The organism is Streptomyces sp. NPDC094147 (assembly GCF_044764265.1).
In the GTDB taxonomy this organism is placed as follows: domain Bacteria; phylum Actinomycetota; class Actinomycetes; order Streptomycetales; family Streptomycetaceae; genus Streptomyces.
The window spans coordinates 1,095,817-1,121,202 of record NZ_JBIWHT010000001.1 but is presented as its reverse complement, the minus strand read 5'-3'; the positions used below and the strand labels follow the sequence as shown (position 1 = coordinate 1,121,202).

Sequence of the window (25,386 nt, the reverse complement as noted above, 5' to 3'; positions counted from 1 at the left end):
CGTCACTGGTCCAGCGCGTTGTCGATCGCCTTCACCGCGGCGTCCCAGCCCTGCTGCGGCGACTTGCCCTTCTGGTCGACCTGGAGCATGCCGATGTCCGCGAGGTTCTGCGAGATGATCAGGTCCTTCGGGCCGAGGATCTGGACCGGGGTGCCCTCGGCGGCCTTCGCGAAGATCTGGCCGATGGGCGCGTTGCCGAAGTAGGCGTGCTGGGCGCCCGCGACCGAGGGCAGTGCGTACGCGGCCTTGGCGCTCGGGAAGCTGCCGCGCTTCTCGAACAGGACGGCCTGCTGGGCGGGCTCGGTCAGCCAGGCCGCGAGCCTGGCCGCCTCGGCCTTGTGCCGGCCGGCCGACGGCACGACGAGGAAGGAGCCGCCCCAGTTGGAGGGCTTGGGCGCGGCGGCCACGTCCCACTGGTCCTTGCCCGAGGCGCCCGCCTTGTCCTGGATGTAGCCGAGCATCCACGCCGGGCAGGAGACGGTGGCGAAGGAGGCGTTGGCGAAGCCCTGGTCCCAGGTCGGCTGGAACTGCTGGAGCCTGGCGGTCAGCCCGTTGGTCGCGAACGCGGCCGCGGTGTCCCAGGCCTGCTTCACGGCGGGGTTGGTCTTGTAGACGACCTTGCCGTCGGCGCCGTAGAACCGGGTGGCGCTCGACCCGGTGACCGAGGCCAGCACCCCCGAGGCGGAGTCCACGAAGGCGCTGCCCGCCGGGGCCTTGGCCTTGTACCGCTTGCCGACCTCCAGGTACTTGCTCCAGTCGCCCGCCCACAGCCTGCCCACGGCCTCGCGGTCGGTGGGCAGAGAGGCCTTGGCGAACAGGTCCTTGCGGTAGCAGATGCCCTGCGGCCCGATGTCGGTGCCGAGACCGACCGTCTTGTCGTCCTTGGTGGTGGCCTGCGCCCACTTCCACGGCAGGAAGGCGTCCTTGGCGACGCCCGGCGCCTTGGACAGGTCCTCCAGCTTGGCGCCCTGGGTCGCGGTGACCTCCGCGATGTTGTCGACCTCGACGGCCTGGATGTCGGCGAGCCCGCTGCCGGAGCCGAGATGGGTCAGCAGCTGCGAGTAGTAGTTCTCGTTCCGCTCGATCGAGGTCTGCTTGATCTCGATGTCCGGGTGGAGCTTCGTGTACGCGTCGTAGAGCCCGGCCTCCTTCAGACCGAAGGCGCCGAAGACACCGACGGTGAGGGTGGTCTTCGCCCCGCCCCCGCCTTCGCCGCCTCCCGCCGTCGCGCCCGCCTGCTCCTTGCCGTCATGGGCACAGCCGGCGAGCAGCCCGGTGCCGACCGCGGCCACGGCCGCGAAGGCCGCCAGTCGTCTGCCGATGTGTGTACGCGTGCGCATTGCTTCCTCCAACTGTCGTCCGGGCCAAGCCGATTGAGGCGCGTCGCCGCGGGCGGAAGGTATGCGAAAGGTGTAGGGGTCCTCTAGTGTGGGAGCGCTCCCAGCCGTGATGTGTTGAAGGGTTGCGGCTACTTGTCGGGGTGTCAAGGGACCGCGCGATGACAGTTGTTGGCGCTCTCCGATCACCTCGTGCTGTTACGTTCACCGGAGATTGGCGCGTTGGGGAGGCAGACATGGCGGCAGTTCGCACGGTCCGGGGCCGGGGCGCGGGACGGCCCACCCTTGAGGAAGTGGCGGCCAGGGCCGGGGTCGGCCGGGGCACCGTGTCCCGGGTGATCAACGGTTCGCCGCGGGTCAGCGACGAGACCCGCGCCGCGGTGGAGGCGGCCGTCGCCGAACTCGGCTACGTACCCAACCGCGCGGCCCGCGCCCTGGCCGCCAACCGCACCGACGCGATCGCCCTGGTCGTCCCCGAGCCAGAGGCCCGCTTCTTCGCCGAGCCGTACTTCTCCGACATCGTGCGCGGGGTGGGCGCGGCCCTGGCCGACACCGAGATGCAGCTGCTGCTCACCCTGGTGGGCGGCGACCGCGAGCGCCGCAGACTGGCCCAGTACCTGGCCTCGCACCGAGTCGACGGCGTCCTCCTGGTCTCGGTCCACGCGGACGACCCCCTCCCCGAACTCCTGGAACAACTCGGCATCCCGGTGGTCATCAGCGGCCGCCGCTGCGAGGACGAGCCGCTCGCCTCGGTCGACTCCGACAACTTCGAGGGCGCCCGCACCGCCGTCGCCCATCTGCTCGCCCGCGGCCGGCGCGCGATAGCGACCATCACCGGACCGCTCGACGTGTACGGCGCCCGCTGCCGTCTGGACGGCTACCGGGCGGCCCTCGCCGAGTCCGGCCTGGGCGAACTGACCGCGCAGGCCGACTTCACCGAGGAGGGCGGCCGCCGCGCGATGACCGAACTCCTGGCACGCTGCCCGGCCCTGGACGCGGTCTTCGCCGCCTCGGACGTGATGGCCTCCGGCGCCCGCCAGATCCTGCGCGAACACGGCCGCCGCATCCCCGAGGACATAGCCCTGATCGGCTTCGACGACTCGGCGATAGCCCGCCACATGGACCCGCCCCTGACGAGCGTGCGCCAGCCGATCGAAGAAATGGGCCGAGCGATGGCGGAACTACTCCTGACCCAGATAACCGCCCCCCAGCCGAAGCGCCCACGGCTGGTGCTGCCTACGGAACTGGTGGTGCGGGCGTCTTCTTAGGGGGCGACGGTGGCGCGGGGCGCCTTCCGGCGGTACGGAGACGGTCGGGACGCGAGGAGGGCCCGATCCGTTTTCACGGATCGGGCCCTCCTCGTTCAGGGTGAGTAACGGGACTCGAACCCGCGACATCCTGGACCACAACCAGGTGCTCTACCAGCTGAGCTATACCCACCATGCATGACCGGACTGTTGTGGTCTTGGGAAGTCCCTGGGGGCTTCCCTACCGGCCGAGAAAAAGTGTACAGGGTCCGGGAGGGTGCTCGCGCACATGTTTCGAGGCACCCTCCCGGACCGCCTCCGGAGGACTACTCCGCAGGCAGGACGTGCTTTGCCGCGATGGCCTTCGCGGCGTCCGAGTCCGGGCCCGGCTGCGGGACGAAGATCGCCTCGCGGTAGTAGCGGAGCTCCGCGATGGATTCGCGGATGTCCGCCAGCGCCCGGTGGTTGCCGTTCTTGTCCGGGCTGTTGAAGTACGCCCGCGGGTACCAGCGGCGGGCGAGCTCCTTCACGGAGGAGACGTCCACGATCCGGTAGTGGAGGTGGGACTCCAGGCTCGGCATGTCCCGCAGCAGGAAGCCGCGGTCGGTGCCGACCGAGTTTCCGCACAGCGGCGCCTTGCCCGGCTCCTTGACGTGCTCACGTACGTACGCCAGGACCTGCGCCTCGGCGTCCGCCAGCGTGGTGCCGCCGGCCAGCTCGTCGAGGAGCCCGGAGGCGGTGTGCATGGTGCGCACCACCTCCGGCATGGTCTCCAGCGCGGCGTCGGGGGGACGGATCACGATGTCCACCCCTTCACCGAGCACGTTCAGCTCCGAGTCGGTGACCAGTGCGGCCACCTCGATAAGTGCGTCGTCCGTCAGCGAGAGCCCGGTCATCTCGCAGTCGATCCACACCATGCGGTCGTTCATGCGTCCTACCCTACGGGGCGCTCCGCTGGCCGGGCAGACTCGGACGACCACCCGCGTAGCCGGAGGCGTACAGGTCGGAGCTGGGTTTCCCCGGTTCCGGCGGAGCGTGCGAGGTGGCCGTGGGCCCCACCACCGCGCTGGCCGCCGCCGTCCGCCGGGCCTGTGGCAGCGCCTGGGGCACAACGGTCTCCGGCAGCGCGGTCGGCATCGGCACCGCGACGACACTTCCCACGGGATCCGGTTGCGGACGCCGCGCCCGGTACGCCGCCCGGTAGGACGCCGGGGACGAGCCGAGCTGGCGGCGGAAGTGCCCGCGCAGCGCGACCGGCGACCGGAAGCCGCAGCGGCCCGCGACCTCGTCCACCGAGTAGTCCGACGTCTCCAGCAGGCGCTGGGCCTGCAGGACCCGCTGGGTGATCAGCCACTGGAGCGGGGCCGATCCGGTCAGCGAGCGGAAACGACGGTCGAAGGTGCGGCGGCTCATGTACGCCCGTGCGGCCAGGGTCTCCACGTCGAACTGCTCGTGGAGGTGTTCCAGCGCCCAGGCGACGACCTCGGCCAGCGGGTCGGAGCCGATCTCCTCAGGTAAAGACCTGTCGAGATAGCGCTCCTGCCCACCGCTCCGGCGCGGCGGCACGACAAGTCGGCGGGCCAGCGCGCCGGCCGCCTCACTGCCGTGGTCCGTCCGCACGATGTGGAGACAGAGATCGATTCCGGCCGCCGTTCCGGCCGATGTGAGGACGTCCCCGTCGTCGACGAAGAGCTCCCTCGGGTCCACGTGTACTGATGGATACCGTTTGGCCAGTGTCGGCGCGTACATCCAGTGCGTCGTCGCCGGCCGGCCAGCAGACCGGCCGCGGCGAGCACGAACGCCCCGGTGCACAGACCGACGATTCTTGCCCCCTCCTCGTGAGCCCGGCGCAGCGCGTCGAGCGCCGCGGCCGGTGGCGGCGAGGTGATGGAACGCCACGCGGGCACCACCACCGTTCCCGCCCTGCTGATCGCTTCCAGACCGTAGGGCGCGGTGAGTTCGAGTCCCCCTGTGGTCCGCAGAGGTCCTTCCTCACCCGCGCACACCAGCAGTCGGTAGCGTGGAACTCCCGCGTCCTGTCGGTCGATTCCGAACACGGAGAGCGGAATGGAACTTTCGAAGATGGGGCCGCCGCTGAACAGCAGTACGGCGACGACTTCCCGGCGTCGGCGGCCGGCCAGCTTCTTTGTGGTCTCCGGTGATGCGGCAGCGGAGTCCTGGCTCATGGCGCTAAGCCCCCCTCGGTGTTCGCGGCTCCCCGTTCCTGTCGGGCCTGTCGCTCCTGCACTTTTCCCCTCGGTTTTGCACGAGTCCCCAGCCTTCGATACGCATGATCGAATCTACTGCGTCCCGTGGCGCCGGCGTGACAAGTCCGGCACCCAGCGCTATGTCGACAAGGCAACGTGGCGCGAAGCATTCGATCACGAAGCGTTTCACCCGCGGGGCCCGCAGGGAAGTGCGCCTCATAGGGATGGCCCGTACCCGTATGGTGCAAGCGGCCCCAATGGTCCTTTCCTCCCTGGTGGCAAGGGGGTTGGTAGGCCATTTCGCCAAGGAATCCGCCACTGGGGGAAGTTGGCTGAAAATGTATGGGTGCAGGCGTGCGAACGCCTCAGTCTTCCGGTGGACAGCACCCGGTGTGGCGCCCACAGCGATGCCTTCCGGGGCCCACTCGGGCGTGCCGCCCGGACGTCGGAAGCACCCCCTGTTCGAGCTCTCGGGCGGCCGCCCGCTCGGACTGGCGCAGCAGCAGCCGGCACGCCGTTGTCACGGCCGCCAGACCCAGCGCGGAGCCGGTCGCCCCGGCGAACGAGGACCCGTACACGACGAGCACGACCGGCACCAGCACGCAGCTGAACGCCGCCCACCGCACGACCTCGCCCGCCGGGTCGGCGGGGGGTCCGGCGGCGGCCGAGAGTGGTTCTGTGTTCACGGACCGGTTGGTACGTACGGATTCGGCCGCGGACGGCGGTCCGGGCACGCGGCGGTGGGAGCCGGTCGGAGCGGTCGGAGCGGAGAGCCTGGCGACCGGGGGAGCGGGCACGGGGAAGCTGCTTCCTGATCGGTGTCGGGGGACCGCGTGCCTAACGCGGCAGGGCCGGTCCGGTCACTGGAAGATCATCAGTGCGGAGGCGCAGAACCGGTCGAGGCGACCGCTGTAGAGGCCACCGGGCATTGCCATCCGGGACGGGCTCGTGCATGCTCCGGGGAACGCCGAGTAGGTTCGGCGGGCTCTGGGCAGGAGGGGAGTGTCGCCGTACCCTTGGGGGTATGGGGTTGGGAAGATGATTCCCGGACACAGCTCCGCCGCCGACTTGTTGTTGAACTCTTGTCCCCGCTGTCCCCCGACTGAGGACCTCCTTCGCCGAGACACCCATGGCCGGTCACGAATTCTCCGAACCCGCGGACCGCAAGCAGGTAGCCGACCCCGCGTCGGACCTCCAGGCGGCGACAGAACCACGTCATTCCTGCGACCCCGCGTTCCGTCACGGCGTCGTCGTCGGCTTCGACGGCTCGACGTCCAGTGAGCGTGCGCTCGCCTACGCCATCGGCATGGCCAAGCGGTCCGGCTCCGGCCTGATCATCGTCCATGTCGCGAACCGGCTGCCCACCACGGTGTGGGCGGGCTGTGAGCCACCGGTCTTCGTGGACGTGCCGGACCACCGCACCGAGGTGCTCGGCCTCGAACTCGCCTGCGCCGACTACCTCGCCGAGGTCCCCTGGATCCTGGTCGAGCGCGGCGGCGACATCTGCCACGAACTGGAAGAAGTCGGGCGCGAGTACGCGGCGGACGCGATCGTCGTCGGCTCCACGCACGGCCTCGTCGGGCGGATCTTCGGCTCCGTCGCGGGCCGCCTCGCGCGCCGCGCCCAGCGCCCGGTCGTCGTCATCCCGTAATCGGGCGTTGTCCCAGTCGAGACCGGACTGACGTTTCGCTGATGAAGCGTCAACTCCCTTTGCCTGCAAGCGAATCTACCCATGCGTAGGGGTGGATTGTGCCCTTGTGAAGGGTACATAAGGCTCGCTGGGAAGCAGTACAACCGCATCTGAAGGGAGCCCGCCGTGGACAACGAAGTCTCCGCGGGAAGCACCACCTCCACGCTCGGTCACCTCGCCCTCGGACTCACCCTGCTGGCCTTCGGCCTCGGCAACACCCGTGTCGTCCACGGCGTGACCGTGGCCGACTCGGTCTCCATAGCGACCTACGTCGGCGGCATCGGCCTGTTCATCCTCGGCGTCCTCGCCTTCCGCGACCACGACGCGTCCACCGGCACCGCCTTCGTGGGTCTGGGCGCCTTCTGGTTCACCTGGGCCGCGGGTGCGCAGACCAGGGTCTCGGCCAACGCCTCCGGCCTCTTCCTGGTTCTCTTCGCGCTCCTGGCGCTGAGCCTGGCGGCGGGTTCGGCGGGCGGCGGGCTCTTCAGGCAGGGCACGTACGGACTGCTCTTCGTGGCCCTTGTGGTGCTGGCCATCGGCCAGTTCGCCGACAGCGGATTCCTCGCCAAGGCCGCGGGCTGGGTCGCCGCGGTCGCGGGCGCGGTGGCCTGGTACGGGGCGACGGCCTCGCTCGCCGACTGGCCGACCGCGATGCCCCGACGCGCTGCCGGCCGGGGAGTGACGGCCACCGGTTAACAGGCAGCCGCAGGCCGGTGCTTGGGCAGCGCCGGCACGCAGAAGGGCGACCCCCGCCGGCCGGCCGGGGTCGCCCTTTCGTGTGTCTACGGACTACCTGCCCGTGTGCGTACGGACTGCTCGCCCGTCCGCGTACGGACCTATTCGACCGTGACGGACTTCGCGAGGTTGCGCGGCTTGTCGATGTCGCGGCCCATCGCCAACGCCGTGTGGTACGCGAAGAGCTGGAGCGGGATGCCCATGAGGATCGGGTCCAGCTCGTTCTCGTTCTTCGGCACGACGATGGTGTGGTCGGCCTTCTCCTGGTTCTGGTGGGCGACCGCGAGGATGCGGCCGCTGCGGGCCTTGATCTCCTCAAGGGCGGCGCGGTTCTTCTCCAGGAGGTCGTCGTCGGGGACGATCGCGACGGTCGGCAGCGCGGGCTCGATGAGCGCGAGCGGGCCGTGCTTCAGCTCGGAGGCGGGGTAGGCCTCGGCGTGGATGTAGGAGATCTCCTTGAGCTTCAGGGAGGCCTCCAGGGCGACCGGGTAGCCGCGCACGCGCCCGATGAACATCATCGACTGGGCGCCCGCGTACTCCTTGGCCAGCTTCTCGATCTCCGGCTCCATGGCCAGGATCTCCTCGATCTGCGACGGCAGCTTGCGCAGGCCCTCGATGATCCGCTTGCCGTCGGCCACCGACAGGTCGCGGATCCGGCCGAGGTGCAGCGCGAGCAGCGCGAAGGCGACGACCGTGTTGGTGAAGCACTTGGTCGACACGACGCAGACCTCGGGACCGGCGTGCACATAGGTGCCGCCGTCCGCCTCGCGGGCGATCGCGGAGCCGACCACGTTCACGACGCCGAGCACCCGGGCGCCCTTGCGCTTGAGCTCCTGCACCGCCGCGAGCACGTCGTACGTCTCACCCGACTGGGAGACCGCGATGTACAGGGTGTCGGGGTCCACGACCGGGTTGCGGTAGCGGAACTCGGAGGCCGGCTCGGCGTCCGCGGGGATGCGGGCCAGCTCCTCGATGAGGCCGGCGCCGATCAGGCCGGCGTGGTACGAGGTGCCGCAGCCGAGGATCTTGATGCGGCGCACCCCGCGGGCCTCGCGGGCGTCCAGGTTCAGGCCACCGAGGTGGACGGTCGAGAACCGGTCGTCGATGCGGCCGCGCAGCACGCGGTCGACGGCCTCGGCCTGCTCGCTCATCTCCTTGTGCATGTACGTGTCGTGGCCGCCCATGTCGTAGGAGGCGGCCTCCCACTCGACGGTCTCGGGGGTGGTGTTGGTGAGCGTGCCCGAGGTCGTGTACGTCCGGAAGTCGTCGGCCTTCAGGGTCGCCATCTCGCCGTCGTTGAGGGTGACGACCTGGCGGGTATGGGCGATCAGCGCGGCGACGTCGGAGGCGACGAGCATCTCCTTCTCGCCAATGCCGAGGATGACCGGGGAGCCGTTGCGGGCGACCACGATGCGGTCGGCGAAGTCGGCGTGCATCACGGCGATGCCGTAGGTGCCCTCGATGACCTTGAGCGCCTCGCGGACCTTCTCCTCCAGGGAGTCGGCCTGGGAGCGGGCGATCAGGTGGGTGATGACCTCGGTGTCGGTCTCGGAGGCGAAGACGACGCCCTCGGCCTCCAGCTTGGCGCGCAGTTCGGCGGCGTTGTCGACGATGCCGTTGTGGACGACGGCGACCTTGTTCTCGGGGTCGAGGTGCGGGTGCGAGTTCTCGTCGGAGGGGGCGCCGTGGGTGGCCCAGCGGGTGTGCGCGATGCCGGTGGTGCCCGCGAAGCGCTTGGGGACGCGGGCTTCCAGGTCGCGGACGCGGCCCTTGGCCTTGACCATCTTCAGCGCCGCGGACTTCGGGCTGTTGACGACGACACCCGCGGAGTCGTAACCCCGGTACTCCAGCCGCTGCAGGCCTTCCAGCAGCAGCGGAGCAACATCACGCCTGCCGATATAACCGACGATTCCGCACATAGAGTCTCTGCCCCTCCATCGACGTTCAAGTTCGTAGGTGTGCCCGGCCTGCTCAGCCGTAGACGATGCGGCGCAGCTGCCGGAGCGAGAGCTCCGGTGGCGCCACGGCGCGGTGCGGCAGCTCGGCCGCGATCCGCTCGAAGATCTCCGCGTTCACGGCCCCACCGGACTGCAGTTCACGGTGGCGCCGGCGGACGAACTCCTCGTACGTCTCGTCGAAGTACGCCAGCACATCGAGGACCACCCGGGCCGCCTCACCGCGCTGGAGCGCGGTGCTGCGCACCAGATGATCTACGAGGTCGTCGTGGGACGACGGGCTGCGGCGTTCGAGCACCCGGTCGATTTTGCGGGGTATCGAGGCCGTACGCAAGAATCCTGCCCGATTCCGGGCAGAATCCACATGATCACGCTTCTGGTCTGGACCAGGGGAGGGTGCCCGCAGTGGCAGCGCGACCTCACCGGGCGTCCTGCGCGGCGGGCTGACCGACCTGTCGCCGCCCGGCATGATGCGCGGCGTCGCGCCGTCGAACGCCCTGGTGCCGTCCTTCTGGATGATTTCCGCCGTGGACGGCATTCCTTCACCGGCCCTGAGCGTGGTGATCGACTTACGGTCGTTCCGGTTGTGATGGTCTCCGCCTTGACCTCGGCCGGGTCCCCGGGTCCCATGGGAAGTGTTCGGTTGCTCGGCCCCCACAGTTGCGTGACCCCCTGGAAGGGACCCGCTTGTGAGACAAGGACAGCACAGGACATTCGCCCGGCTCCTCGGCTCGCTGGTTCTCGTGGCGGCCGCCGGGCTCGCCGGCGTCGGAGCGTCCGCGGCCCCCGCCGCGGCCGCACCCCGCCCACTGGGCCAGATCGTCCCCGCCCCCGCCTCGGTCTCCGCGGGCGGCGCCGCGTACACGATCGGCTCGGCCACCCGGATCAGAGTCGCGGCCGGATCGCCGGAGGTCCAGCGGATAGGCGACTACCTCGCGGCCGTGCTGCGCCCCTCCACCGGGTACGCGCTGCCCGTCACCGGCGCCGCGGGCGGCGACGGGATCCGGCTGCTGCTCGGGGCCGGGGACAAGGGCCTCGGCGACGAGGGCTACCGGCTCACCTCCGGCAGCGGCGCGGTCACCATCACCGCCAACAAGCCGGCCGGGCTCTTCCACGGCGTGCAGACCCTGCGGCAGCTGCTGCCCGCGGCCGTGGAGAAGAAGACCAGGCAGTCCGGCCCCTGGCAGATCGCGGGCGGCACGATCACCGATGCCCCGCGCTATGCCTACCGGGGCGCGATGATCGACGTCTCGCGGCACTTCTTCGGCGTCGACCAGGTCAAGCGCTACATCGACCAGCTCGCCCTCTACAAGATCAACAAGCTGCATCTGCACCTCAGCGACGACCAGGGCTGGCGGATCGCCGTCGACTCCTGGCCGAAGCTCGCCACCTACGGCGGCCAGACGCAGGTCGGCGGCGGCAAGGGCGGCTACTACACCAAGGCCGACTACCGGGCGATCCTCGCGTACGCCTCCTCCCGCTACCTGGAGGTCGTCCCCGAGATCGACACTCCGGGACACATCAACGCGGCCCTCGCCTCGTACGCCGAGCTCAACTGCAACGGCGTCGCGCCCCCGCTGTACACGGGCACCAACGTCGGGTTCAGCTCGCTGTGCGTGGCGAAGGACGTGACGTACAAGTTCCTCGACGACGTGGTGCGCGAGCTCGCCGCGCTGACCCCGGGCCCGTACATCCACATCGGCGGCGACGAGGCGCAGTCCACCTCGCACGCCGACTACGTCGCCTTCATGGACAAGGTCCAGCCGATCGTCCAGAAGTACGGCAAGACCGTGATGGCCTGGCACGAGATCGCCGGGGCCAGGCCGGTGCCGGGCGCGGTCGCCCAGTACTGGGGCACGCTGGGCAACGAGGCGGATGTCGCGGCCGCGGCGAAGGCCGGCACCAAGCTGATCATGTCGCCCGCGAACCACACGTACCTCGACATGAAGTACGACCCGAAGTCCCCGCTCGGGACCAACTGGGCCGGGTACGTCGACGTCGACAAGTCGTACGCGTGGGATCCGGACACCTTCGTGCAGGGCGTGCCGGCCAAGGCCGTGCTCGGGGTCGAGGCGCCGATCTGGTCGGAGACGCTGAGCAACAGCTCGCAGATCGAGTACATGGCGTTCCCGAGGCTGCCCGGGATCGCGGAGATCGGGTGGTCGCCGGCGTCCACGCACGACTGGGCGTCGTACAAGGTGCGGCTGGCCCAGCAGGGGCCGAGGTTCTCGGCGCTGGGGATCAGCTACTACCGGTCGCCGGTGGTGCCCTGGGTGTGATCCGGGGGCTGTGCCCCCAGACCTCCCGGGCCTCCCAGAGCCGCTAGCCCGCTATCGGGTTCCGCAGGGTGCCCACCAGCTGGAGGGCACCCGCCGGGTCCGCCAGGTCCACCATCTGCCTGTTGTCGCGGAGCTGGAGGCGGTTCAGGCAGGACAGGGCGAAGTCGGGCGCGAACAGGTCGAACTGCTCGAAGGCGTCGGCCAGTTCGGGCCTGGCTGCCTGGTAGGACCGTACGCAGTCGGCCACCGCGCCCCAGAACGCGGACTCATCGAGGACGCCCTCCGTCACCAGCGCCGCGCTCAGGAAGCGGAAGAAGCAGTCGAAGACGTCGGTGAAGACGGACAGCAGCCTCATGTCCTCGGGCACGTCCGCGCGGATCCGCTCCACCATCGGCGGCAGCACCGCGTCCGGGTCCATCACCGCGATCTCCTCGGCGATGTCCTTGAAGATGGCCCGTGACACCGTGCCGTCCTCGGCGAGGACGAGGATCACGTTCTCGCCGTGCGGCATGAAGACCAGGTCGTAGGCGTAGAAGGAGTGCAGGACGGGGGTCAGGTACGCGTCGAGGTAGGCGCGCAGCCACTCCGTCGGGGTGCGGCCCGACTCGGCGATGAGGGCGCCCGCGAAGGACGCGCCGGTGTGGTCGGTGTGCAGGAGCGAGGCCATCGTGGCGAGGCGCTCGCCGGGTTCGAGCGAGGGCACCGGGCTCTCGCGCCACAGCGCGGCGAGCATCTTGCGGTACGGCGAGTACCGGTCGGTGGCCCGCTCGTACTGTTCGTGGCGGTAGCCGATCGCCGCCCGCTCACGGATGATCGAGAACCGGGCCGCGCGGAACGTCTCGTCGGCCGCGATCACCCCCGCGAGCCAGTCGTTGATGGCGGGCGTCGCCTCCATGTACGCGGCCGAAAGCCCGCGCATGAAGCCCATGTTGAGGACCGAGAGCGCCGTTTTGACGTAGTGCTTGGCCGGGTCGCCGGCGTTGAAGAACGTACGGATCGACTGCTGGGCGAGGTAGTCGTCGTCGCCCTCGCCGAGCAGGACCAGGCGTTCCTGGGCGATCTCGGCGGCGAAGGTGACGGACAGCTTGTTCCACCACTGCCAGGGGTGCACCGGCAGCAGGAGGAAGTCCGCCAGGTCCAGGCCGCGCCGGGCGAGGGTGGCGGCGAAGCGGTCGAGGGTGTCCTGGCCGAGTTCGTCGCGTACCAGCGTCTCGTGGTCGAGCCCGGCGCCCGCCGTGAAGGTGGCGCGGTCGCGGCGGGCCGCCAGCCACATCAGCCGGACCGGGCTCGCGGTCTCGGGGGCGTACGAGAGGTACTCGTGGACGCCGAAGCCGAGCCGCCCGTTGTTGGCGACGAAGCAGGGGTGGCCCTCGGTCATGCCCGTCTCGATGGCCTGGAAGCCGGACCGGGCGAGCTCGGCGGAGGTGATCTGCGGCTTGGTGAGTTTGTACGCCGTGCCGGAGAGGGTGGAGGAGATCTCCTCCAGGTACACCGGCAGGATGTCGTCGCTCAGACCGAGCGAGGCGCGCAGCTCGATGAAGAAGTCGAGGGCGTCCAGGGGGAGTTGGCCTTGGTCGTTGTGCCGCGATATGGACTCGGCGAAGACCTGCCAGTGGTCGAGCGCGAACCGGGCCGCGGTGAAGCGGTACTCGACGGAGCCGTCGTCGCTGCGGATCTGGTACCTGTCGTCGCCGAGCGCCTCGGGGGTGAGCAGCCGCTCGTGGGCGAACTCGGCGAGCGCCTTGCGGATGAGCAGCCGGTTGGCCTCGGCCCAGCGTGCGGGGGTGAGGTGGGAGACCGCGGAATCGGTGGTCATCGTGCTGCTGCCTCTCGGGCTCGGGCCGTCTCTCGGGCTCGTGCGGTACGGAACTGCTCTCGGGTGCAGAAGGACAGGTAGGCGTCCTTCTCGGGCTTGGCGATGCGCTCGGCGATCTCGAAGCCGACGGCCGCGTTGAGCGCGTGCACCGCCGTGTTGCGGATGTCGGGCTCCACGACGACGCGCTCGGTGGCCGGGTCGGCGAACAGCTCCTCCATCACGGCGCTGATGACGGCCCGGGTGAACCCGTGCACCGGGGTGTCGGTGGGGGCGACCAGGAAGTGCATGCCGACATCGCCGGGGAGCGGCTCGTACAGGCCGACGAGTTCGACGTACGCCGGGTGGTAGTGCTCCATGAGGAAGGCGGGCCGGCCGTCGTGCAGCCCGACGAAGGCGTGGTGGTGGGGGTGGGCGGCGATCGCCATGTACTCGCGCTCGACGTCCTGGAGCTTCGCGTCCTGCATCAGCCAGAACGCGGCCTTGGGGTGGGTCACCCAGGAGTGGACCAGCTCGGCGTCGGACAGGGGGGCCAGCGGGCGGACGGTGAAACCGCCGGGGACGGGGTTGCTCATATGGCGAACTCCTGGAAGGCGATGGACTTCTCGACCGGGTAGTACGCGCGGCCGAGCAGCTCGCCGATGATGTACGCGTTGCGGTAGGCGCCCATGCCGAGGTCGGGCGAGGTGATCGAGTGGGTGTGCACCCCGGCGTTCTGGAGGAAGACGCCGCGGCCGGTGGTGTCGATGGAGTAGTTGCGCGCCACGTCGAAGCGCCCGCGCCCGTCGCGCCGCAGCCGCCCGGACACCGGCCTCAGGAACTCGGGCTCGGCGTACTGGTAGCCGGTGGCGAGGACGAGACCCTCGGTGGTGAGGGCGTAGTCCTTCTCCTGCTCCTCCTGGCGCAGACCGAGCGTGTACGTACCGGTGGTGGTGTCGTAACCGGCGGCGTTCAGCGCGGAGTTGGTGAGCAGGCGGGTGGGGACGGGCCCCTTGAGGCTCTTCTGGTAGAGCAGATCGAAGATGGCGTCGATCAGCTCGGAGTCGATCCCCTTGAAGAGCCCCTTCTGCGTCGCTTCGAGCCGGTAGCGGGTGGCCTCCGGGAGCGCGTGGAAGTAGTCGATGTACTCCGGGGACGTCATCTCCAGCGTGAGCTTGGTGTACTCCAGCGGGAAGAAGCGGGGCGAGCGGGTGACCCAGTTCAGCCGGTAGCCGTGGACGTCGATCTCGGAGAGCAGGTCGTAGTAGATCTCGGCGGCGGACTGCCCGGACCCGATGAGCGTGATCGACTCCTTCTTCTGAAGGCTCTCCTTGTGCTCCAGATAGCGGGAGTTGTGGAGGAGGTCGCCGCCCAGGCCCCGGCAGGGCTCGGGGATGTGCGGCGGGGTGCCGGTGCCGAGAACGAGACGGCGGGCGCGGAAGACGTCACCGGCGACGGTCCGGACAACGTACAGCTCGTCCCTCTCCTCGTACGTCACGGACGAGACGGTCTGGTTGAAGCGGACGGAGCTCAGCTTGCCGGCGGCCCAGCGGCAGTAGTCGTTGTACTCGGTGCGCAGCGGATAGAAGTTCTCGCGGATGTAGAACGAGTACAACCGCCCTGATTCCTTCAGGTAGTTGAGGAAGGAGTACGGCGAGGTCGGGTCGGCGAGGGTGACGAGGTCGGAGAGGAACGGCGTCTGGAGGTGGGCGCCTTCGAGAAACATCCCCGAGTGCCATTCGAAGTCCGGCTTGGTCTCCAGGAAGAGTCCGGTCAGCTCCTCGATGGGCTCGGTGAGGCAGGCGAGCCCGAGGTTGAAGGGGCCGAGCCCGATCCCGACGAAGTCGTACGCCTCGGACGGGCCGGGGGCTTCAGGACGCGTGGACAAGGTTCTCTCCCAGGTACTGCTCGGCGTGGCCGGCGATCAGATCGAGTACGGCGGCGATGTCGGCGACGCTCGTCTCGGGGTTGAGCAGGGTGAACTTCAGGTACTGGCGGCCGCCGGACTTGGTACCGGCGACGACGGCCTCGCCGGACGCGAAGAGCGCCTTGCGGGCGTAGAGGTTGGCGCGGTCGATCTCGGCGGGCGAGGTGACGGCTTCGGGGACGTAGCGGAAGACGAGGGTGGAGAGGGAGGGCCGCACGACGACGTCGTACCGGGGGTCGGAGGCAAGCAACTCCCAGCCCTCCTCGGCCAGTTGGCAGACCTCATCGAAGAGCGAACCGACTCCGTCCGCGCCCATGGTGCGCAGGGTCATCCACAGCTTGAGGGCGTCGAAGCGGCGGGTGGTCTGGAGCGACTTGTCCACCTGGTTGGGGATGCGCTCCTCGGCGGCGCGGCGCGGGTTGAGGTAGTCGGCGTGGTAGGTGGCGTGCCGCAGCGTGGCCCGGTCGCGGACCAGCACGGCGCTCGAACTCACCGGCTGGAAGAAGGACTTGTGGTAGTCGACGGTGACGGAGTCGGCGCGTTCGATGCCGGCGAGGAGGGCGCGGCGGGCGGGGGTGGGGGAGGCGAGCAGCCCGCAGCCGTAGGCGGCGTCCACGTGCATCCAGGTGTCGTACTGGGCGCAGAGCTCGGCGATGCCGGGCAGCGGGTCGATGGAGCCGAAGTCGGTGGTGCCGGCGGTGGCGACGACCGCCATGGGTACGTCGCCCTCGCTCACGCAGCGCTCCAGGGCGCGGGCGAGCCCGACGGTCTGCATCCGCTTGGAGTGATCGGTGGGTATGGCGACGACGGCATCGCGGCCGAGGCCCAGGAGCTGGGCGGACTTCTGCACGCTGAAGTGGCTGCACTCGGAGGCGAAGATGCGCAGCTTCGCGAGGTCGGCGGTCTTGGCCTCCTCGCGGGCGAGGAGCAGCGCCTGGAGGTTGGACTGGGTGCCGCCACTGGTGAACACGCCGTCGGCGGCGGGCCCGAGACCGATCCGGCCGGTGGTCCAGTCGATGAGCCGGCGCTCGATGAGGGTGCCGCCGGCGCTCTGGTCCCAGGTGTCCAGGGAGGAGTTGACGGCGGAGAGCACTGCCTCGCCGAGCAGGGCCGGGATGACGACCGGGCAGTTGAGGTGGGCGAGGTAGCGGGGGTGGTGGAAGTAGACGGCGTCGCGGAGGTAGACGTCCTCCAGCTCGTCCAGGACGGCGGAGGCGTCGCCGAGCGGGGTGTCGAGGTCGATGCCGTCGATGAGCGGCGCGAGGTCGTCGACGCCGACTCCGGTGAACGGCCGCCGGGTCGTGGCGAGTTTGTCCGCCACCCGCTCGACCCCTTCGGTCACGGAGCGTCGGTAGTGCTCCGCGGTGGTGTCGTTGAGCAGGTGCGAGCGCATGCGGGTGTCCTCCCGGATCGGGGGTGCGGTGGCCCCTCCGGGCGGGAAGGGGTGGGGCCGTGATCTCGAAGTGAGGTTAGCCTAACCTAACTATCGACCTCAATTCGGGGCCTTTCCCACCCACCCGCCCGTAACGCGGGGTTGACCCCCACGCCCCCATGCGGTCGACCCGCGGCCCGCCGCCCGGTTGCCCCCACCCGGTCCGGCCGGCCCCGCGGAACGCCTGCCCACAACCTGGAGGGCGGGAAAGGGTGGGCTCGGCCGAATCCGGTGCTGGTTCGCAAATCGGGAGTTGGAGGGTGAACAAATCAAGCCCCTCAGGCGTTTGAGGGGCGGGGTTCGGTGCGGAGCCCTGAAATGGGTGTGCGGGGGCGGAGTTCTGGAACGGGGGTGGGGGGCGGAGCTCTGGAACGGGGGGGTGTGGGGACGGAGTCCTGGAGGGGTTAGGTCTCGATCGGGGGTGCAGGGGGCGGAGCCCCCGTCGGGGTCGAGGGGCGGAGCCCCTCGTGGGGGTAAGGGGGCGGAGCCCCCCAGGGGGCTGGGGCGCAGCCCCGGGGCCCAGCGTTCTCAACTCCGAGTCACGGGTGGGTGGGTGGGCAACCCCCGGGGTCTGGGGCGGAGCCCCAGGAGGGCCGGGGCATCCAACCCCGCGCAACGGGCGCGCAGGCACCCCGAACGGCTACGCCGCCGCGCGGAGTTCGTCCTCCGTGCGGCCCCGACGCCAGTACCCCACGAACGTGACCCGCCCCCGCTCAACCCCCCGCTCGTTCACGAAGTGCCGTCGCAACGCCCGCACTTCGGATGCCTCGCCCGCGAGCCAGACGTAGGGGGAGAGGCTGGGCAGGGCCCCCGCCCGGACGGAGTCCAGGGCGGAGGTGCCCACCACCCACGTCACCTCCGCGGCCGCCGCCGTCGGCAGCACCAGCCGGTCCCCCTCGTGCGGAACGGAGATCCAGACCCGCGCCGGGGTCCCGGCGGGCAGCCATTCGAGGACGGCCGCAGCAGCCGGCAGCGCCGTCTCGTCGGCCCAGATGACGACGGAGTCCGTCCCGCCCGGCGGCCGGAAACGTACCGCCGTGTTGTCCGCGACGGCAGGACCGAGCACCGTCACCCGCGCCCCCGGCCGCACAGAGCCCGCCCAGCGGCAGGCCGGCCCGCCGTCCGCGTGCAGCGCGAAGTCGATGTCGATCTCCCCGCACCCGCCTTCGGACCCGCCCCCGGGAGTACGGCGCTGCGCACGCACCGTGTACGAGCGCATCACGGCCCGTACGTCGTCGGGCAGCGCGCGGTAGGCCCCCCACCAGTTGTCGGAGCCCTCGGCCGGCGGCAGGACGGGCGCCTCCTGGCCGGGATGCGGGAGGAAGAGGGAGAGGCTCTGGTCGCGGCCCCCGGCGGCGAAGGACGCGAGGTCCTCGTCGCCGAAGCCGCCGAAGGTGACCCGCATCAGCGACGGGCCGAGCCGCCGGGCCCGTACCACGCGCAGGTCGAAGAGGCGGAAGGGGGCGGTCGCGGTCCCGGCCGGTGTCGGCATCGTCAGGCGACCTTCTTCGCGTTCTCGATGGCTTGGGCGAGCGCGTCGACGATGGGGGCGACCCGGGCGTAGGAGTAGATCGGCTCGGTCAGGCGCGGCACGATCTGGTGGGCCTTGACGGCGGGCAGCTGGCCCCAGGTCGGCTTGGAGCCGAGGTCACCGGGCTGGAGAGTGCCGGTGCGGTTGTCCATGAGGATCAGGTCGGCCGGGTACTTGGCGACGTTCTCCCAGCTCAGCGATTCGAAGAAGCCCTGCGCGTCGACCTTCGGGGTGACGAACCGGACGCCGAGCTCCTGGAAGTACCGGGTGTCGCAACTCCGCTTGGCCTCGGAGACGTAGAACAGGTCGGGGCTCGCGGAGCCGAGCAGCACCTTGATGCCCGGGTTGGCCTTGGCGGCGGCGCGCAGCCGCGCGGAGGCCTTCTCGAAGGCGGCCTTGGCGGCGGTCACCTTGGCCGCGTTCAGGTCGGCGCCAAGGGACTTGGCGAGGTCGGCGCGGCGCTGGAGGGCGGCGGGCATGCTCTCGTCGGACGCCCACAGGGCGACGCTGGGGGCCAGCTTGAGGATCTTGTCCTTGCTGTTGTCGGGCACGTACCAGAGGACGTCCTTCTGCCACATGTCGGTGATCAGCACATCGGGCTGGAGCGCCGCGTACTTCTCGACGCTGAACTCGCCGTAGGTGTTGCCGATGATCTCGACCTTGCCGATGTCGAGGCCGCCGGCCTGCACATCGGCCTTGCCGTCCTTGGTCCTGGTCGGCCCGAACACGCCCTTGACCTGGATCCCGTAGTCGAAGAGGGCGGCCGCGGCACCGGTGTACGCGACGATGTTCCTCGGCGTCGCCTTCGTCTGGGCGGTCTGGCCGCGGTCGTCCTTGAAGGACCAGGGACCGGAGTCGGCGGCCGCCTTGCCGCCGCCCGCGGAGCCGCTCTTCTCGCCGCCACCGCCGCACGCGGTCAGCGCGGCCCCTATCCCGAGGGCGCCGCCCATGGCCAGCAGGCCGCGACGGGTGGGCAGGGACGCTCGGGCAAGGGGCATGACGGTGTCCGCTTTCATACGTACGTGCCGGGGGCCGGCCACTGGCTGATGCGAAGAAAGGTTAGCCTAACCTCAGTCGCATCCGGTGGTCGCCCTCGTGCCGCCCCTACGCGCCGAACGAATGGGCTACCGCCCGAGCAGGGAGGCCTGCCGCCCCAGCGGCGCATAGGTGAACCGCACCTTGTGCGAGGCGCTCGGCTCGTACGTCCGCAGACAGGCCGAGCAGTGCCAGTGCCAGCGGTCGGCGGCGCCCGGCGCGGTGGTGGAGGTGTCCTTCCACAGCGGTGGACGGCTCGTGCAGCTGGGGCAGTTCGGGGGGATCACCCTGACAGGGTGCGGCCCGCGCGGGCCGGGACGGCGCCGACGCGAGCGGCACCACTCCAACGGGGGACCCGGGCATCCCGTCGGCTCTACTGCAGAAGGGGTGGGGCCCGGCCCGGACCCCACCCCCGCTCCGCCGCTCAACTCCTAAGCGGGCAGCCCCAGTTCGCGGGCGATCAGCATCCGCTGGACCTCGCTCGTACCCTCGCCGATCTCCAGGATCTTGGAGTCGCGCCACATACGGGCCACCGGGTACTCGTTCATGAAGCCGTAGCCGCCGAAGATCTGGGTCGCCTCACGGGCGTTGTCGACCGCCACCGTCGAGGAGTACAGCTTCGCCAGCGCCGCCTCCTTCTTGAACGGCTCGCCGTGCACCAGGCGGGACGCGGCGTCGCGCCAGCCGACCCGCGCCATGTGCGCCCGCAGCTCCATGTCGGCGATCTTGAACTGGATGGCCTGGTTCTCGCCGATCGGACGGCCGAAGGCGTGCCGCTCCTTGGCGTACTTCAGCGACTCGTCCACACAGCCCTGCGCGAGCCCGGTCGCGAGCGCCGAGATGGCGATCCGGCCCTCGTCCAGGATGCGCAGGAACTGGGCGTAACCGCGCCCCTCTTCGCCGAGCAGGTTCGCCACCGGGACGCGTACGTCCGAGAAGGCCAGCTCCCGGGTGTCCGAGGCGTTCCAGCCGACCTTCGAGTACGGGGCCGCGACCGTGAAGCCCGGTGTGCCGGACGGGACGATGATCGAGGAGATCAGCGGGCGGCCGTCCTCCTTGCGGCCGGTCACCGCGGTGACGGTGACCAGCCCCGTGATGTCCGTACCGGAGTTGGTGATGAAGCACTTCGAGCCGTTGATGACCCATTCGTCGCCGTCGCGCACCGCGGTGGTGCGCGTGCCGCCCGCGTCCGAGCCGCAGTCCGGCTCGGTCAGGCCGAAGGCGCCGAGCAGTTCGCCGGCGCACAGCTTCGGCAGCCACTGGCGCTTCTGCTCCTCGGTGCCGAAGCGGAACACGGGCATCGCGCCGAGCGAGACGCCCGCCTCCAGGGTGATGGCCACCGACGAGTCGACGCGGGCCAGCTCCTCCAGGGCGATGCCCAGCGCGAGGTAGTCGCCGCCCATGCCCCCGTACTCCTCCGGGAAGGGCAGGCCGAACAGGCCCATGCGGCCCATCTCGCGGATGATCTCGTAGGGGAACTCGTGGCGCTCGTAGAAGTCGCCGATCTTGGGGGCGATCACGTCGTGGGCGAACTCCTCGACGGTACGCCGGAGTTCCTCGTGTTCGGACGTGAGACGGTGGTCGAGCGACATGGCTACGGCTCCTTGTGGGAGAGGGCGCGAACGGTGCGGGAGGGGCTGGGGCGGCCCAGCCGGTCGGCCATCCACACGCTGGTGGCGGTGAGCAGGCCGAGGTCGACCCCGGTGTCGATACCGAGGCCCTGGAGCATCCACACGAGGTCTTCGGTGGCGAGGTTTCCGGTAGCGGACTTGGCGTAGGGGCAGCCGCCGAGACCGCCCGCCGAGGCGTCCACCGTGCTCACGCCGTGTTCGAGGGCGGCGTAGGTGTTGGACAGCGCCTGGCCGTACGTGTCGTGGAAGTGCACCCCGATGACGCTGGTGGGGACGCCCTCCTCGTTGAGCTCGGCGAGCAGGGTCTGCACATGGGCGGGGGTGGCCACGCCGATGGTGTCGCCGAGGCTCAGCTCGTCGCAGCCCATGTCCACGAGGGTCTTGGCGACCCGCACCACTTGGTGCACCGGCACCGGGCCCTCCCAGGGGTCGCCGAAGCACATCGACAGATAGCCCCGCACATGGGCCCGGTCGGCCTTGGCACGGGCCACGACCGGCTCGAACATGGCCATCGACTCGTCCACGGTGCGGTTGAGGTTGGCCTTGGCGAAGGACTCGGTGGCGCTGGCGAACACGGCGATCCGGCGGGCGCCGAGGGCCAGCGCCCGGTCCAGGCCCCGCTCGTTCGGTACGAGGACGGGGAGCGCCACGCCGTTCAGATCGCCCAGCATCGGGAACAGGGCTTCCGCGTCGGCGAGTTGGGGCACCCACTCGGGGTGCACGAAGCTGGTCGCCTCGATGGTGGTGAGCCCGGCCGCGGCCAGGCGGTGGACGAACTCCGCCTTGACCTCGGTCGGCACGACGGCCTTCTCGTTCTGCAGCCCGTCGCGCGCCCCGACCTCGTGGATGCGGACCCGGGCGGGCAGGTCCTGCGCCGGGACGACCATGGGCAGTCCTTGGCTCATGCCGCTGCCTCGCTCTCGGGGTGCGGGGTGACGACCGCGAGGATCTGGTCCATGGCCACGGTCACACCGGGGGTGACGTCGAGTTCGGTCACGGTGCCGGCGTGCGGGGCGGAGATGACGTGTTCCATCTTCATCGCCTCGACCACCAACAGGCTCTGTCCGGCGGCCACTTCGTCCCCGACGGCCACCTTGACGACGGTGACCGTGCCGGGCATGGGCGCGGCCAGGGTGTCGGCGCCGCCGCGGACGGCGCCGCTCAGCGCGGCCTCCACGGGGTCGTGGTCGGCGACGTGCCAGCTGTCGCCGTCCCGGCCGAGCCAGTGCCCGGCCCGGTGGAAGGTGTGGGTGAGGCCGTCGAGCTCGACGGTGACCCGGTCCCGCTCCACCCGGCCGGACCCGGAGGCCCGCACCGGATCGTTGCCCGGCACCTTCAACCAGTGGGCGAGCGGCGCCGGTTCACCGCCCATCCGCCACCCGCTCGGCACCGAGAACGGGTCCGTCCAGCCGTCGACCGGGGCGGGCCCGAGCGCTTCGAGGCGTACCGCCGCGGCCGCCGCGTACACCTCGTCCGGTACGCCGTCGGGGACCAGCGCGTCGGCCTCCCGCTCGACCAGGCCGGTGTCCAACTCGCCCGCCACCACGGCGGGATGGTCGAGGAGGCGGCGCAGGAACCCGGCGTTGGTGGGCACGCCCAGCGTCACCGTGTCGGCGAGTGCCGCACGCAGCTTGCGCAGCGCGGTCGCGCGGTCGGGGCCGTACGCGACGACCTTGGACAGCATCGGGTCGTACAGGCTGCCGACCTCGGTGCCCTCGCTGAGCCCCGAGTCCGTGCGCAGGCCGTCGCCCTGCGGCTCGCGCAGGGCGAGGACCGTGCCGCCGGAGGGCAGGAAGCCGCGCGAAGGGTCCTCGGCGCAGATGCGGGCCTCGATGGCGTGGCCGGTGAGGGTGATGTCCTGCTGCCCGTACGGCAGTTGCTCGCCCGCGGCGACCCTGAGCTGCCACTCCACCAGGTCGAGGCCGGTGATCAGTTCGGTGACCGGGTGCTCGACCTGGAGGCGGGTGTTCATCTCCATGAAGTAGTACGAGGAGGGGTCGCTGCCCGGCACGATGAACTCGACCGTGCCCGCGCCCGAGTAGCCGCAGGAGCGGGCCGCCTGGACCGCGGCCTCGCCCATCGCGGCACGCGTCGCCTCGTCGAGCAGGACGCTGGGCGCCTCCTCGATGATCTTCTGGTGGCGGCGCTGGAGCGAGCACTCGCGCTCGCCGAGGTGGATCACCCTCCCGTGGCCGTCGGCCAGGACCTGGATCTCGATGTGGCGCGGCCGGTCGATCCACCGCTCCACGAGCAGTGTGTCGTCGCCGAAGGAGGCGCGGGCCTCGCGGCGGGCGGCCGCGATCTCGTCGCCGAGCAGCGCCTCGTCGCGGACCAGGCGCATGCCCTTGCCGCCGCCGCCCGCACTCGGCTTCAGGAGCACCGGCGTGCCGATCTCCCGTGCGGCGTCGGCGAGTTGAGCATCCGTCAGGCCGCTGCCCGAGGAGCCGGGCACGACCGGGACCCCGGCCGCCTGGACGGTCTCCTTGGCGCGGATCTTGTCGCCCATCAGGGAGATCGCTTCGGCGCTCGGCCCGATGAAGACCAGGCCGGCCTCGGCGCAGGCGCGGGCGAACGCCGCGTTCTCGGCGAGGAAGCCGTAGCCCGGGTGGACCGCCTGGGCGCCGGTGCGAAGGGCCGCCTCGATGAGGCGGTCGGCGCGCAGATAGCTCTCGGACGCCGCCGCGGGGCCGATGCGTACCGCCGTGTCCGCCTCCCGGACGTGGCGGGCGTCCGCGTCCGCGTCGCTGAAGACGGCGACCGAGCGGACGCCGAGCCGGCGCAGGGTGCGGATGACGCGGACCGCGATCTCGCCCCGGTTGGCGACGAGCACTGTCGTGAACATGGGAGCCCTCAACATAGAAGTCGACATGGAGGTCGTCACAGCCGTCACATCCGGAAGACGCCGAAGGCGGGGTCGGCGAGGGGGGCGTTGGCGCAGGCGGTCAGGGCGAGACCGAGGACCTGGCGGGTGTCCACGGGGTCGATCACCCCGTCGTCCCACAGCCGGGCGGTCGCGTAGTAGGCGTTGCCCTGGTGCTCGTACTGGGCGCGGATCGGGTTCTTGAAGGCCTCCTCGTCCTCGGCGGGCCAGGACTCGCCGCGCGCCTCCAACTGGTCGCGCTTGACGGTCGCGAGGACCGAGGCGGCCTGTTCGCCGCCCATCACGGAGATCTTGGCGTTGGGCCACATCCACAGGAAGCGGGGGCTGTAGGCCCGGCCGCACATCGAGTAGTTGCCCGCGCCGTAGGAGCCGCCGACGACGACGGTCAGCTTCGGCACGCGGGTGCAGGCGACCGCCGTCACCATCTTCGCGCCGTGCTTGGCGATGCCGCCCGCCTCGTAGTCCCGGCCGACCATGAAGCCCGAGATGTTCTGGAGGAACACCAGCGGGATGCCGCGCTGGTCGCACAGCTCGATGAAGTGGGCGCCCTTCTGGGCGGATTCGGAGAACAGGATGCCGTTGTTGGCGACGATCCCGACCGGGTGACCGTGGATCCGCGCGAACCCGGTGACCAGGGTCTGCCCGAACTCCGACTTGAACTCCTGGAAGCGCGAGCCGTCGACGACCCGGGCGATCACTTCCCGTACGTCATAGGGCGTGCGTGAGTCGACGGGCACCGCCCCGTAGAGACCGTGGGGATCGGCCTTCGGCTCCTCGGCGGGCTCGACCGGCCAGGGGAGCGGGCCGCGCGCGGGGAGCGTCGCCACGATGTTGCGCACGATCCGCAGGGCGTGCGCGTCGTCCTCGGCCAGGTGGTCGGTGACGCCGGAGACCCGGGAGTGCACCTCGCCGCCGCCGAGCTCCTCGGCCGTGACGACCTCGCCGGTCGCGGCCTTCACCAGCGGGGGGCCGCCCAGGAAGATCGTGCCCTGGTTGCGGACGATCACGGCCTCGTCGCTCATCGCCGGGACGTACGCCCCGCCGGCCGTGCACGATCCGAGCACGGCGGCGATCTGCGGAATGCCCGCGCCGGACATCCGGGCCTGGTTGTAGAAGATCCGCCCGAAGTGCTCGCGGTCGGGGAACACCTCGTCCTGCATGGGCAGGAAGGCGCCGCCCGAGTCGACCAGATAGAGGCAGGGCAGCCGGTTCTCCAGGGCGACTTCCTGGGCCCGCAGGTGCTTCTTCACCGTCATCGGGTAGTACGTGCCGCCCTTGACCGTGGCGTCGTTGGCGACGATCACGCACTCGCGGCCGCTGACCCGCCCGATCCCGGCGATCACCCCGGCGGCGGGCGCCTGCCCGCCGTACATCCCCTCGGCGGCGAGCGGCGCCAGCTCCAGGAAGGGCGAGCCGGGGTCGAGCAGGGTGTCGACCCGGTCCCTGGGCAGCAGCTTGCCGCGCGCGACATGCCGCTCGCGGGACCGCTCGCCCCCGCCGAGCCGGGCGGCCGCGAGCTTCGCGCGCAGCTCCTCGCCCAGCGCGCGGTGCGCCGCCTCATTGGCCCGCCAGGCCTCGGAGGCGGGATCCTCCCCCAAGGACTCCGTCCAGGGGGGACCCCCAGCACTCCCCAGGACCGGTGCCTGCTGCATCGTGTCGAGCCCCCTTGCCCGTACGCCGCGAAGCCAACGGGTGTTAATGACCGTT

The 25,386-nt window shown here is 70.6% G+C and carries 20 protein-coding genes, 1 tRNA gene and 1 pseudogene; 4 read left to right on the top strand and 18 right to left on the bottom strand.

Going from position 1 to position 25,386, the window contains the following annotated elements:
* Positions 1-2: 2 nt before the first annotated feature.
* On the bottom strand, positions 3-1,340 hold the full coding sequence (locus ACIQ8J_RS05015) for an extracellular solute-binding protein (RefSeq protein WP_403264940.1): 1,338 nt from the start codon (positions 1,338-1,340) through the stop codon (positions 3-5).
* A gap of 233 nt (positions 1,341-1,573) precedes the next feature.
* Here ACIQ8J_RS05015 and ACIQ8J_RS05010 point away from each other — a divergent pair, with 233 nt between their 5' ends.
* A complete protein-coding gene (locus tag ACIQ8J_RS05010) occupies positions 1,574-2,605 on the top strand; it encodes a LacI family DNA-binding transcriptional regulator (protein ID WP_403264937.1) in 1,032 nt (343 codons plus the stop codon).
* A 99-nt stretch (positions 2,606-2,704) separates the two neighbouring features.
* On the opposite strand, the gene ACIQ8J_RS05005 is transcribed toward ACIQ8J_RS05010, so the two are convergent.
* The 4 genes and pseudogenes from ACIQ8J_RS05005 to ACIQ8J_RS04990 all read right to left on the bottom strand — a co-directional run bounded on the left by ACIQ8J_RS05005 (position 2,705) and on the right by ACIQ8J_RS04990 (position 5,477).
* A tRNA-His gene (locus tag ACIQ8J_RS05005) sits at positions 2,705-2,777 on the bottom strand.
* 133 nt (positions 2,778-2,910) lie between these two features.
* The gene (orn, locus tag ACIQ8J_RS05000) at positions 2,911-3,513 is read right to left on the bottom strand and encodes an oligoribonuclease (RefSeq protein WP_403264934.1); all 603 of its coding nucleotides are present in this window, start codon (positions 3,511-3,513) and stop codon (positions 2,911-2,913) included.
* 10 nt (positions 3,514-3,523) lie between these two features.
* A pseudogene (locus ACIQ8J_RS04995) lies at positions 3,524-4,770 on the bottom strand (helix-turn-helix domain-containing protein).
* Positions 4,771-5,156: 386 nt separating this feature from the next.
* On the bottom strand, positions 5,157-5,477 hold the full coding sequence (locus ACIQ8J_RS04990) for a hypothetical protein (RefSeq protein ID WP_403264929.1): 321 nt from the start codon (positions 5,475-5,477) through the stop codon (positions 5,157-5,159).
* 443 nt (positions 5,478-5,920) lie between these two features.
* On the opposite strand from ACIQ8J_RS04990, the gene ACIQ8J_RS04985 reads away from it, so the two are divergent.
* Both ACIQ8J_RS04985 and ACIQ8J_RS04980 read left to right on the top strand, forming a co-directional pair.
* On the top strand, positions 5,921-6,442 hold the full coding sequence (locus ACIQ8J_RS04985; protein WP_403264926.1) for a universal stress protein: 522 nt from the start codon (positions 5,921-5,923) through the stop codon (positions 6,440-6,442).
* A 165-nt stretch (positions 6,443-6,607) separates the two neighbouring features.
* Positions 6,608-7,177, top strand: coding sequence for a GPR1/FUN34/YaaH family transporter (locus ACIQ8J_RS04980; RefSeq protein WP_403264923.1), 570 nt, complete (start codon positions 6,608-6,610; stop codon positions 7,175-7,177).
* A gap of 140 nt (positions 7,178-7,317) precedes the next feature.
* On the opposite strand, the gene glmS is transcribed toward ACIQ8J_RS04980, so the two are convergent.
* On the bottom strand, positions 7,318-9,135 hold the full coding sequence (gene glmS, locus ACIQ8J_RS04975; protein WP_403264920.1) for a glutamine--fructose-6-phosphate transaminase (isomerizing): 1,818 nt from the start codon (positions 9,133-9,135) through the stop codon (positions 7,318-7,320).
* A gap of 52 nt (positions 9,136-9,187) precedes the next feature.
* Positions 9,188-9,469, bottom strand: coding sequence for a hypothetical protein (locus ACIQ8J_RS04970; RefSeq protein WP_403265257.1), 282 nt, complete (start codon positions 9,467-9,469; stop codon positions 9,188-9,190).
* A 391-nt stretch (positions 9,470-9,860) separates the two neighbouring features.
* Between ACIQ8J_RS04970 and ACIQ8J_RS04965 the strand changes: the two genes are divergently transcribed.
* Entirely contained in the window at positions 9,861-11,450 is a 1,590-nt protein-coding gene (locus tag ACIQ8J_RS04965) for a beta-N-acetylhexosaminidase (protein ID WP_403264918.1), read from the top strand.
* Between the two features lie 43 nt (positions 11,451-11,493).
* Here ACIQ8J_RS04965 and ACIQ8J_RS04960 read toward each other — a convergent pair whose 3' ends face one another.
* The 11 genes from ACIQ8J_RS04960 to ACIQ8J_RS04910 all read right to left on the bottom strand — a co-directional run bounded on the left by ACIQ8J_RS04960 (position 11,494) and on the right by ACIQ8J_RS04910 (position 25,331).
* Positions 11,494-13,266, bottom strand: coding sequence for an IucA/IucC family protein (locus tag ACIQ8J_RS04960; protein ID WP_403264916.1), 1,773 nt, complete (start codon positions 13,264-13,266; stop codon positions 11,494-11,496).
* Positions 13,263-13,838, bottom strand: a complete 576-nt coding sequence (locus tag ACIQ8J_RS04955; RefSeq protein WP_403264914.1) for a GNAT family N-acetyltransferase — start codon at positions 13,836-13,838, stop codon at positions 13,263-13,265. Before ACIQ8J_RS04955 ends, ACIQ8J_RS04960 begins: the two co-directional genes overlap by 4 nt.
* Positions 13,835-15,130, bottom strand: coding sequence for a lysine N(6)-hydroxylase/L-ornithine N(5)-oxygenase family protein (locus ACIQ8J_RS04950; RefSeq protein ID WP_403264912.1), 1,296 nt, complete (start codon positions 15,128-15,130; stop codon positions 13,835-13,837). The genes ACIQ8J_RS04955 and ACIQ8J_RS04950 overlap by 4 nt, the downstream gene beginning before the upstream one ends.
* Entirely contained in the window at positions 15,114-16,562 is a 1,449-nt protein-coding gene (locus ACIQ8J_RS04945; protein ID WP_403264910.1) for a pyridoxal phosphate-dependent decarboxylase family protein, read from the bottom strand. Before ACIQ8J_RS04945 ends, ACIQ8J_RS04950 begins: the two co-directional genes overlap by 17 nt.
* A 679-nt stretch (positions 16,563-17,241) precedes the next feature.
* On the bottom strand, positions 17,242-18,093 hold the full coding sequence (locus ACIQ8J_RS04940; RefSeq protein WP_403264907.1) for a siderophore-interacting protein: 852 nt from the start codon (positions 18,091-18,093) through the stop codon (positions 17,242-17,244).
* A gap of 2 nt (positions 18,094-18,095) precedes the next feature.
* The gene (locus ACIQ8J_RS04935; RefSeq protein ID WP_403264904.1) at positions 18,096-19,130 is read right to left on the bottom strand and encodes an ABC transporter substrate-binding protein; all 1,035 of its coding nucleotides are present in this window, start codon (positions 19,128-19,130) and stop codon (positions 18,096-18,098) included.
* Between the two features lie 126 nt (positions 19,131-19,256).
* Positions 19,257-19,454: a hypothetical protein gene (locus tag ACIQ8J_RS04930; RefSeq protein ID WP_403264902.1), complete on the bottom strand. Its 198-nt coding sequence runs from the start codon at positions 19,452-19,454 to the stop codon at positions 19,257-19,259.
* A 144-nt stretch (positions 19,455-19,598) separates the two neighbouring features.
* On the bottom strand, positions 19,599-20,759 hold the full coding sequence (locus ACIQ8J_RS04925) for an acyl-CoA dehydrogenase family protein (protein ID WP_403264899.1): 1,161 nt from the start codon (positions 20,757-20,759) through the stop codon (positions 19,599-19,601).
* 2 nt (positions 20,760-20,761) lie between these two features.
* The gene (locus ACIQ8J_RS04920; protein WP_403264896.1) at positions 20,762-21,703 is read right to left on the bottom strand and encodes a hydroxymethylglutaryl-CoA lyase; all 942 of its coding nucleotides are present in this window, start codon (positions 21,701-21,703) and stop codon (positions 20,762-20,764) included.
* Positions 21,700-23,640 (bottom strand): biotin carboxylase N-terminal domain-containing protein, encoded by a 1,941-nt coding sequence (locus ACIQ8J_RS04915; protein WP_403264895.1) that lies wholly within the window; start codon positions 23,638-23,640, stop codon positions 21,700-21,702. Before ACIQ8J_RS04915 ends, ACIQ8J_RS04920 begins: the two co-directional genes overlap by 4 nt.
* 44 nt (positions 23,641-23,684) lie before the next feature.
* Positions 23,685-25,331 carry a carboxyl transferase domain-containing protein gene (locus ACIQ8J_RS04910; RefSeq protein WP_403264892.1) on the bottom strand — a complete coding sequence of 549 codons (1,647 nt, stop codon included), beginning with the start codon at positions 25,329-25,331 and terminating at the stop codon, positions 23,685-23,687.
* Positions 25,332-25,386: the final 55 nt, after the last annotated feature.

Bases quoted from the DNA above. Each gene is read 5' to 3' on its own strand.
- ACIQ8J_RS05015 (WP_403264940.1), bottom strand. From the start codon at position 1,340: ATGCGCACGCGTACACACATCGGCAGACGACTGGCGGCCTTCGCGGCC.
- orn (WP_403264934.1), bottom strand. From the start codon at position 3,513: ATGAACGACCGCATGGTGTGGATCGACTGCGAGATGACCGGGCTCTCG.
- ACIQ8J_RS04985 (WP_403264926.1), top strand. From the start codon at position 5,921: ATGGCCGGTCACGAATTCTCCGAACCCGCGGACCGCAAGCAGGTAGCC.
- glmS (WP_403264920.1), bottom strand. From the start codon at position 9,135: ATGTGCGGAATCGTCGGTTATATCGGCAGGCGTGATGTTGCTCCGCTG.
- ACIQ8J_RS04945 (WP_403264910.1), bottom strand. From the start codon at position 16,562: ATGCGCTCGCACCTGCTCAACGACACCACCGCGGAGCACTACCGACGC.
- ACIQ8J_RS04910 (WP_403264892.1), bottom strand. From the start codon at position 25,331: ATGCAGCAGGCACCGGTCCTGGGGAGTGCTGGGGGTCCCCCCTGGACG.
- ACIQ8J_RS04925 (WP_403264899.1), bottom strand. From the start codon at position 20,759: ATGTCGCTCGACCACCGTCTCACGTCCGAACACGAGGAACTCCGGCGT.
- ACIQ8J_RS04915 (WP_403264895.1), bottom strand. From the start codon at position 23,640: ATGTTCACGACAGTGCTCGTCGCCAACCGGGGCGAGATCGCGGTCCGC.
- ACIQ8J_RS04935 (WP_403264904.1), bottom strand. From the start codon at position 19,130: ATGCCCCTTGCCCGAGCGTCCCTGCCCACCCGTCGCGGCCTGCTGGCC.
- ACIQ8J_RS05010 (WP_403264937.1), top strand. From the start codon at position 1,574: ATGGCGGCAGTTCGCACGGTCCGGGGCCGGGGCGCGGGACGGCCCACC.
- ACIQ8J_RS04920 (WP_403264896.1), bottom strand. From the start codon at position 21,703: ATGAGCCAAGGACTGCCCATGGTCGTCCCGGCGCAGGACCTGCCCGCC.
- ACIQ8J_RS04960 (WP_403264916.1), bottom strand. From the start codon at position 13,266: ATGACCACCGATTCCGCGGTCTCCCACCTCACCCCCGCACGCTGGGCC.
- ACIQ8J_RS04940 (WP_403264907.1), bottom strand. From the start codon at position 18,093: ATGCCGACACCGGCCGGGACCGCGACCGCCCCCTTCCGCCTCTTCGAC.
- ACIQ8J_RS04955 (WP_403264914.1), bottom strand. From the start codon at position 13,838: ATGAGCAACCCCGTCCCCGGCGGTTTCACCGTCCGCCCGCTGGCCCCC.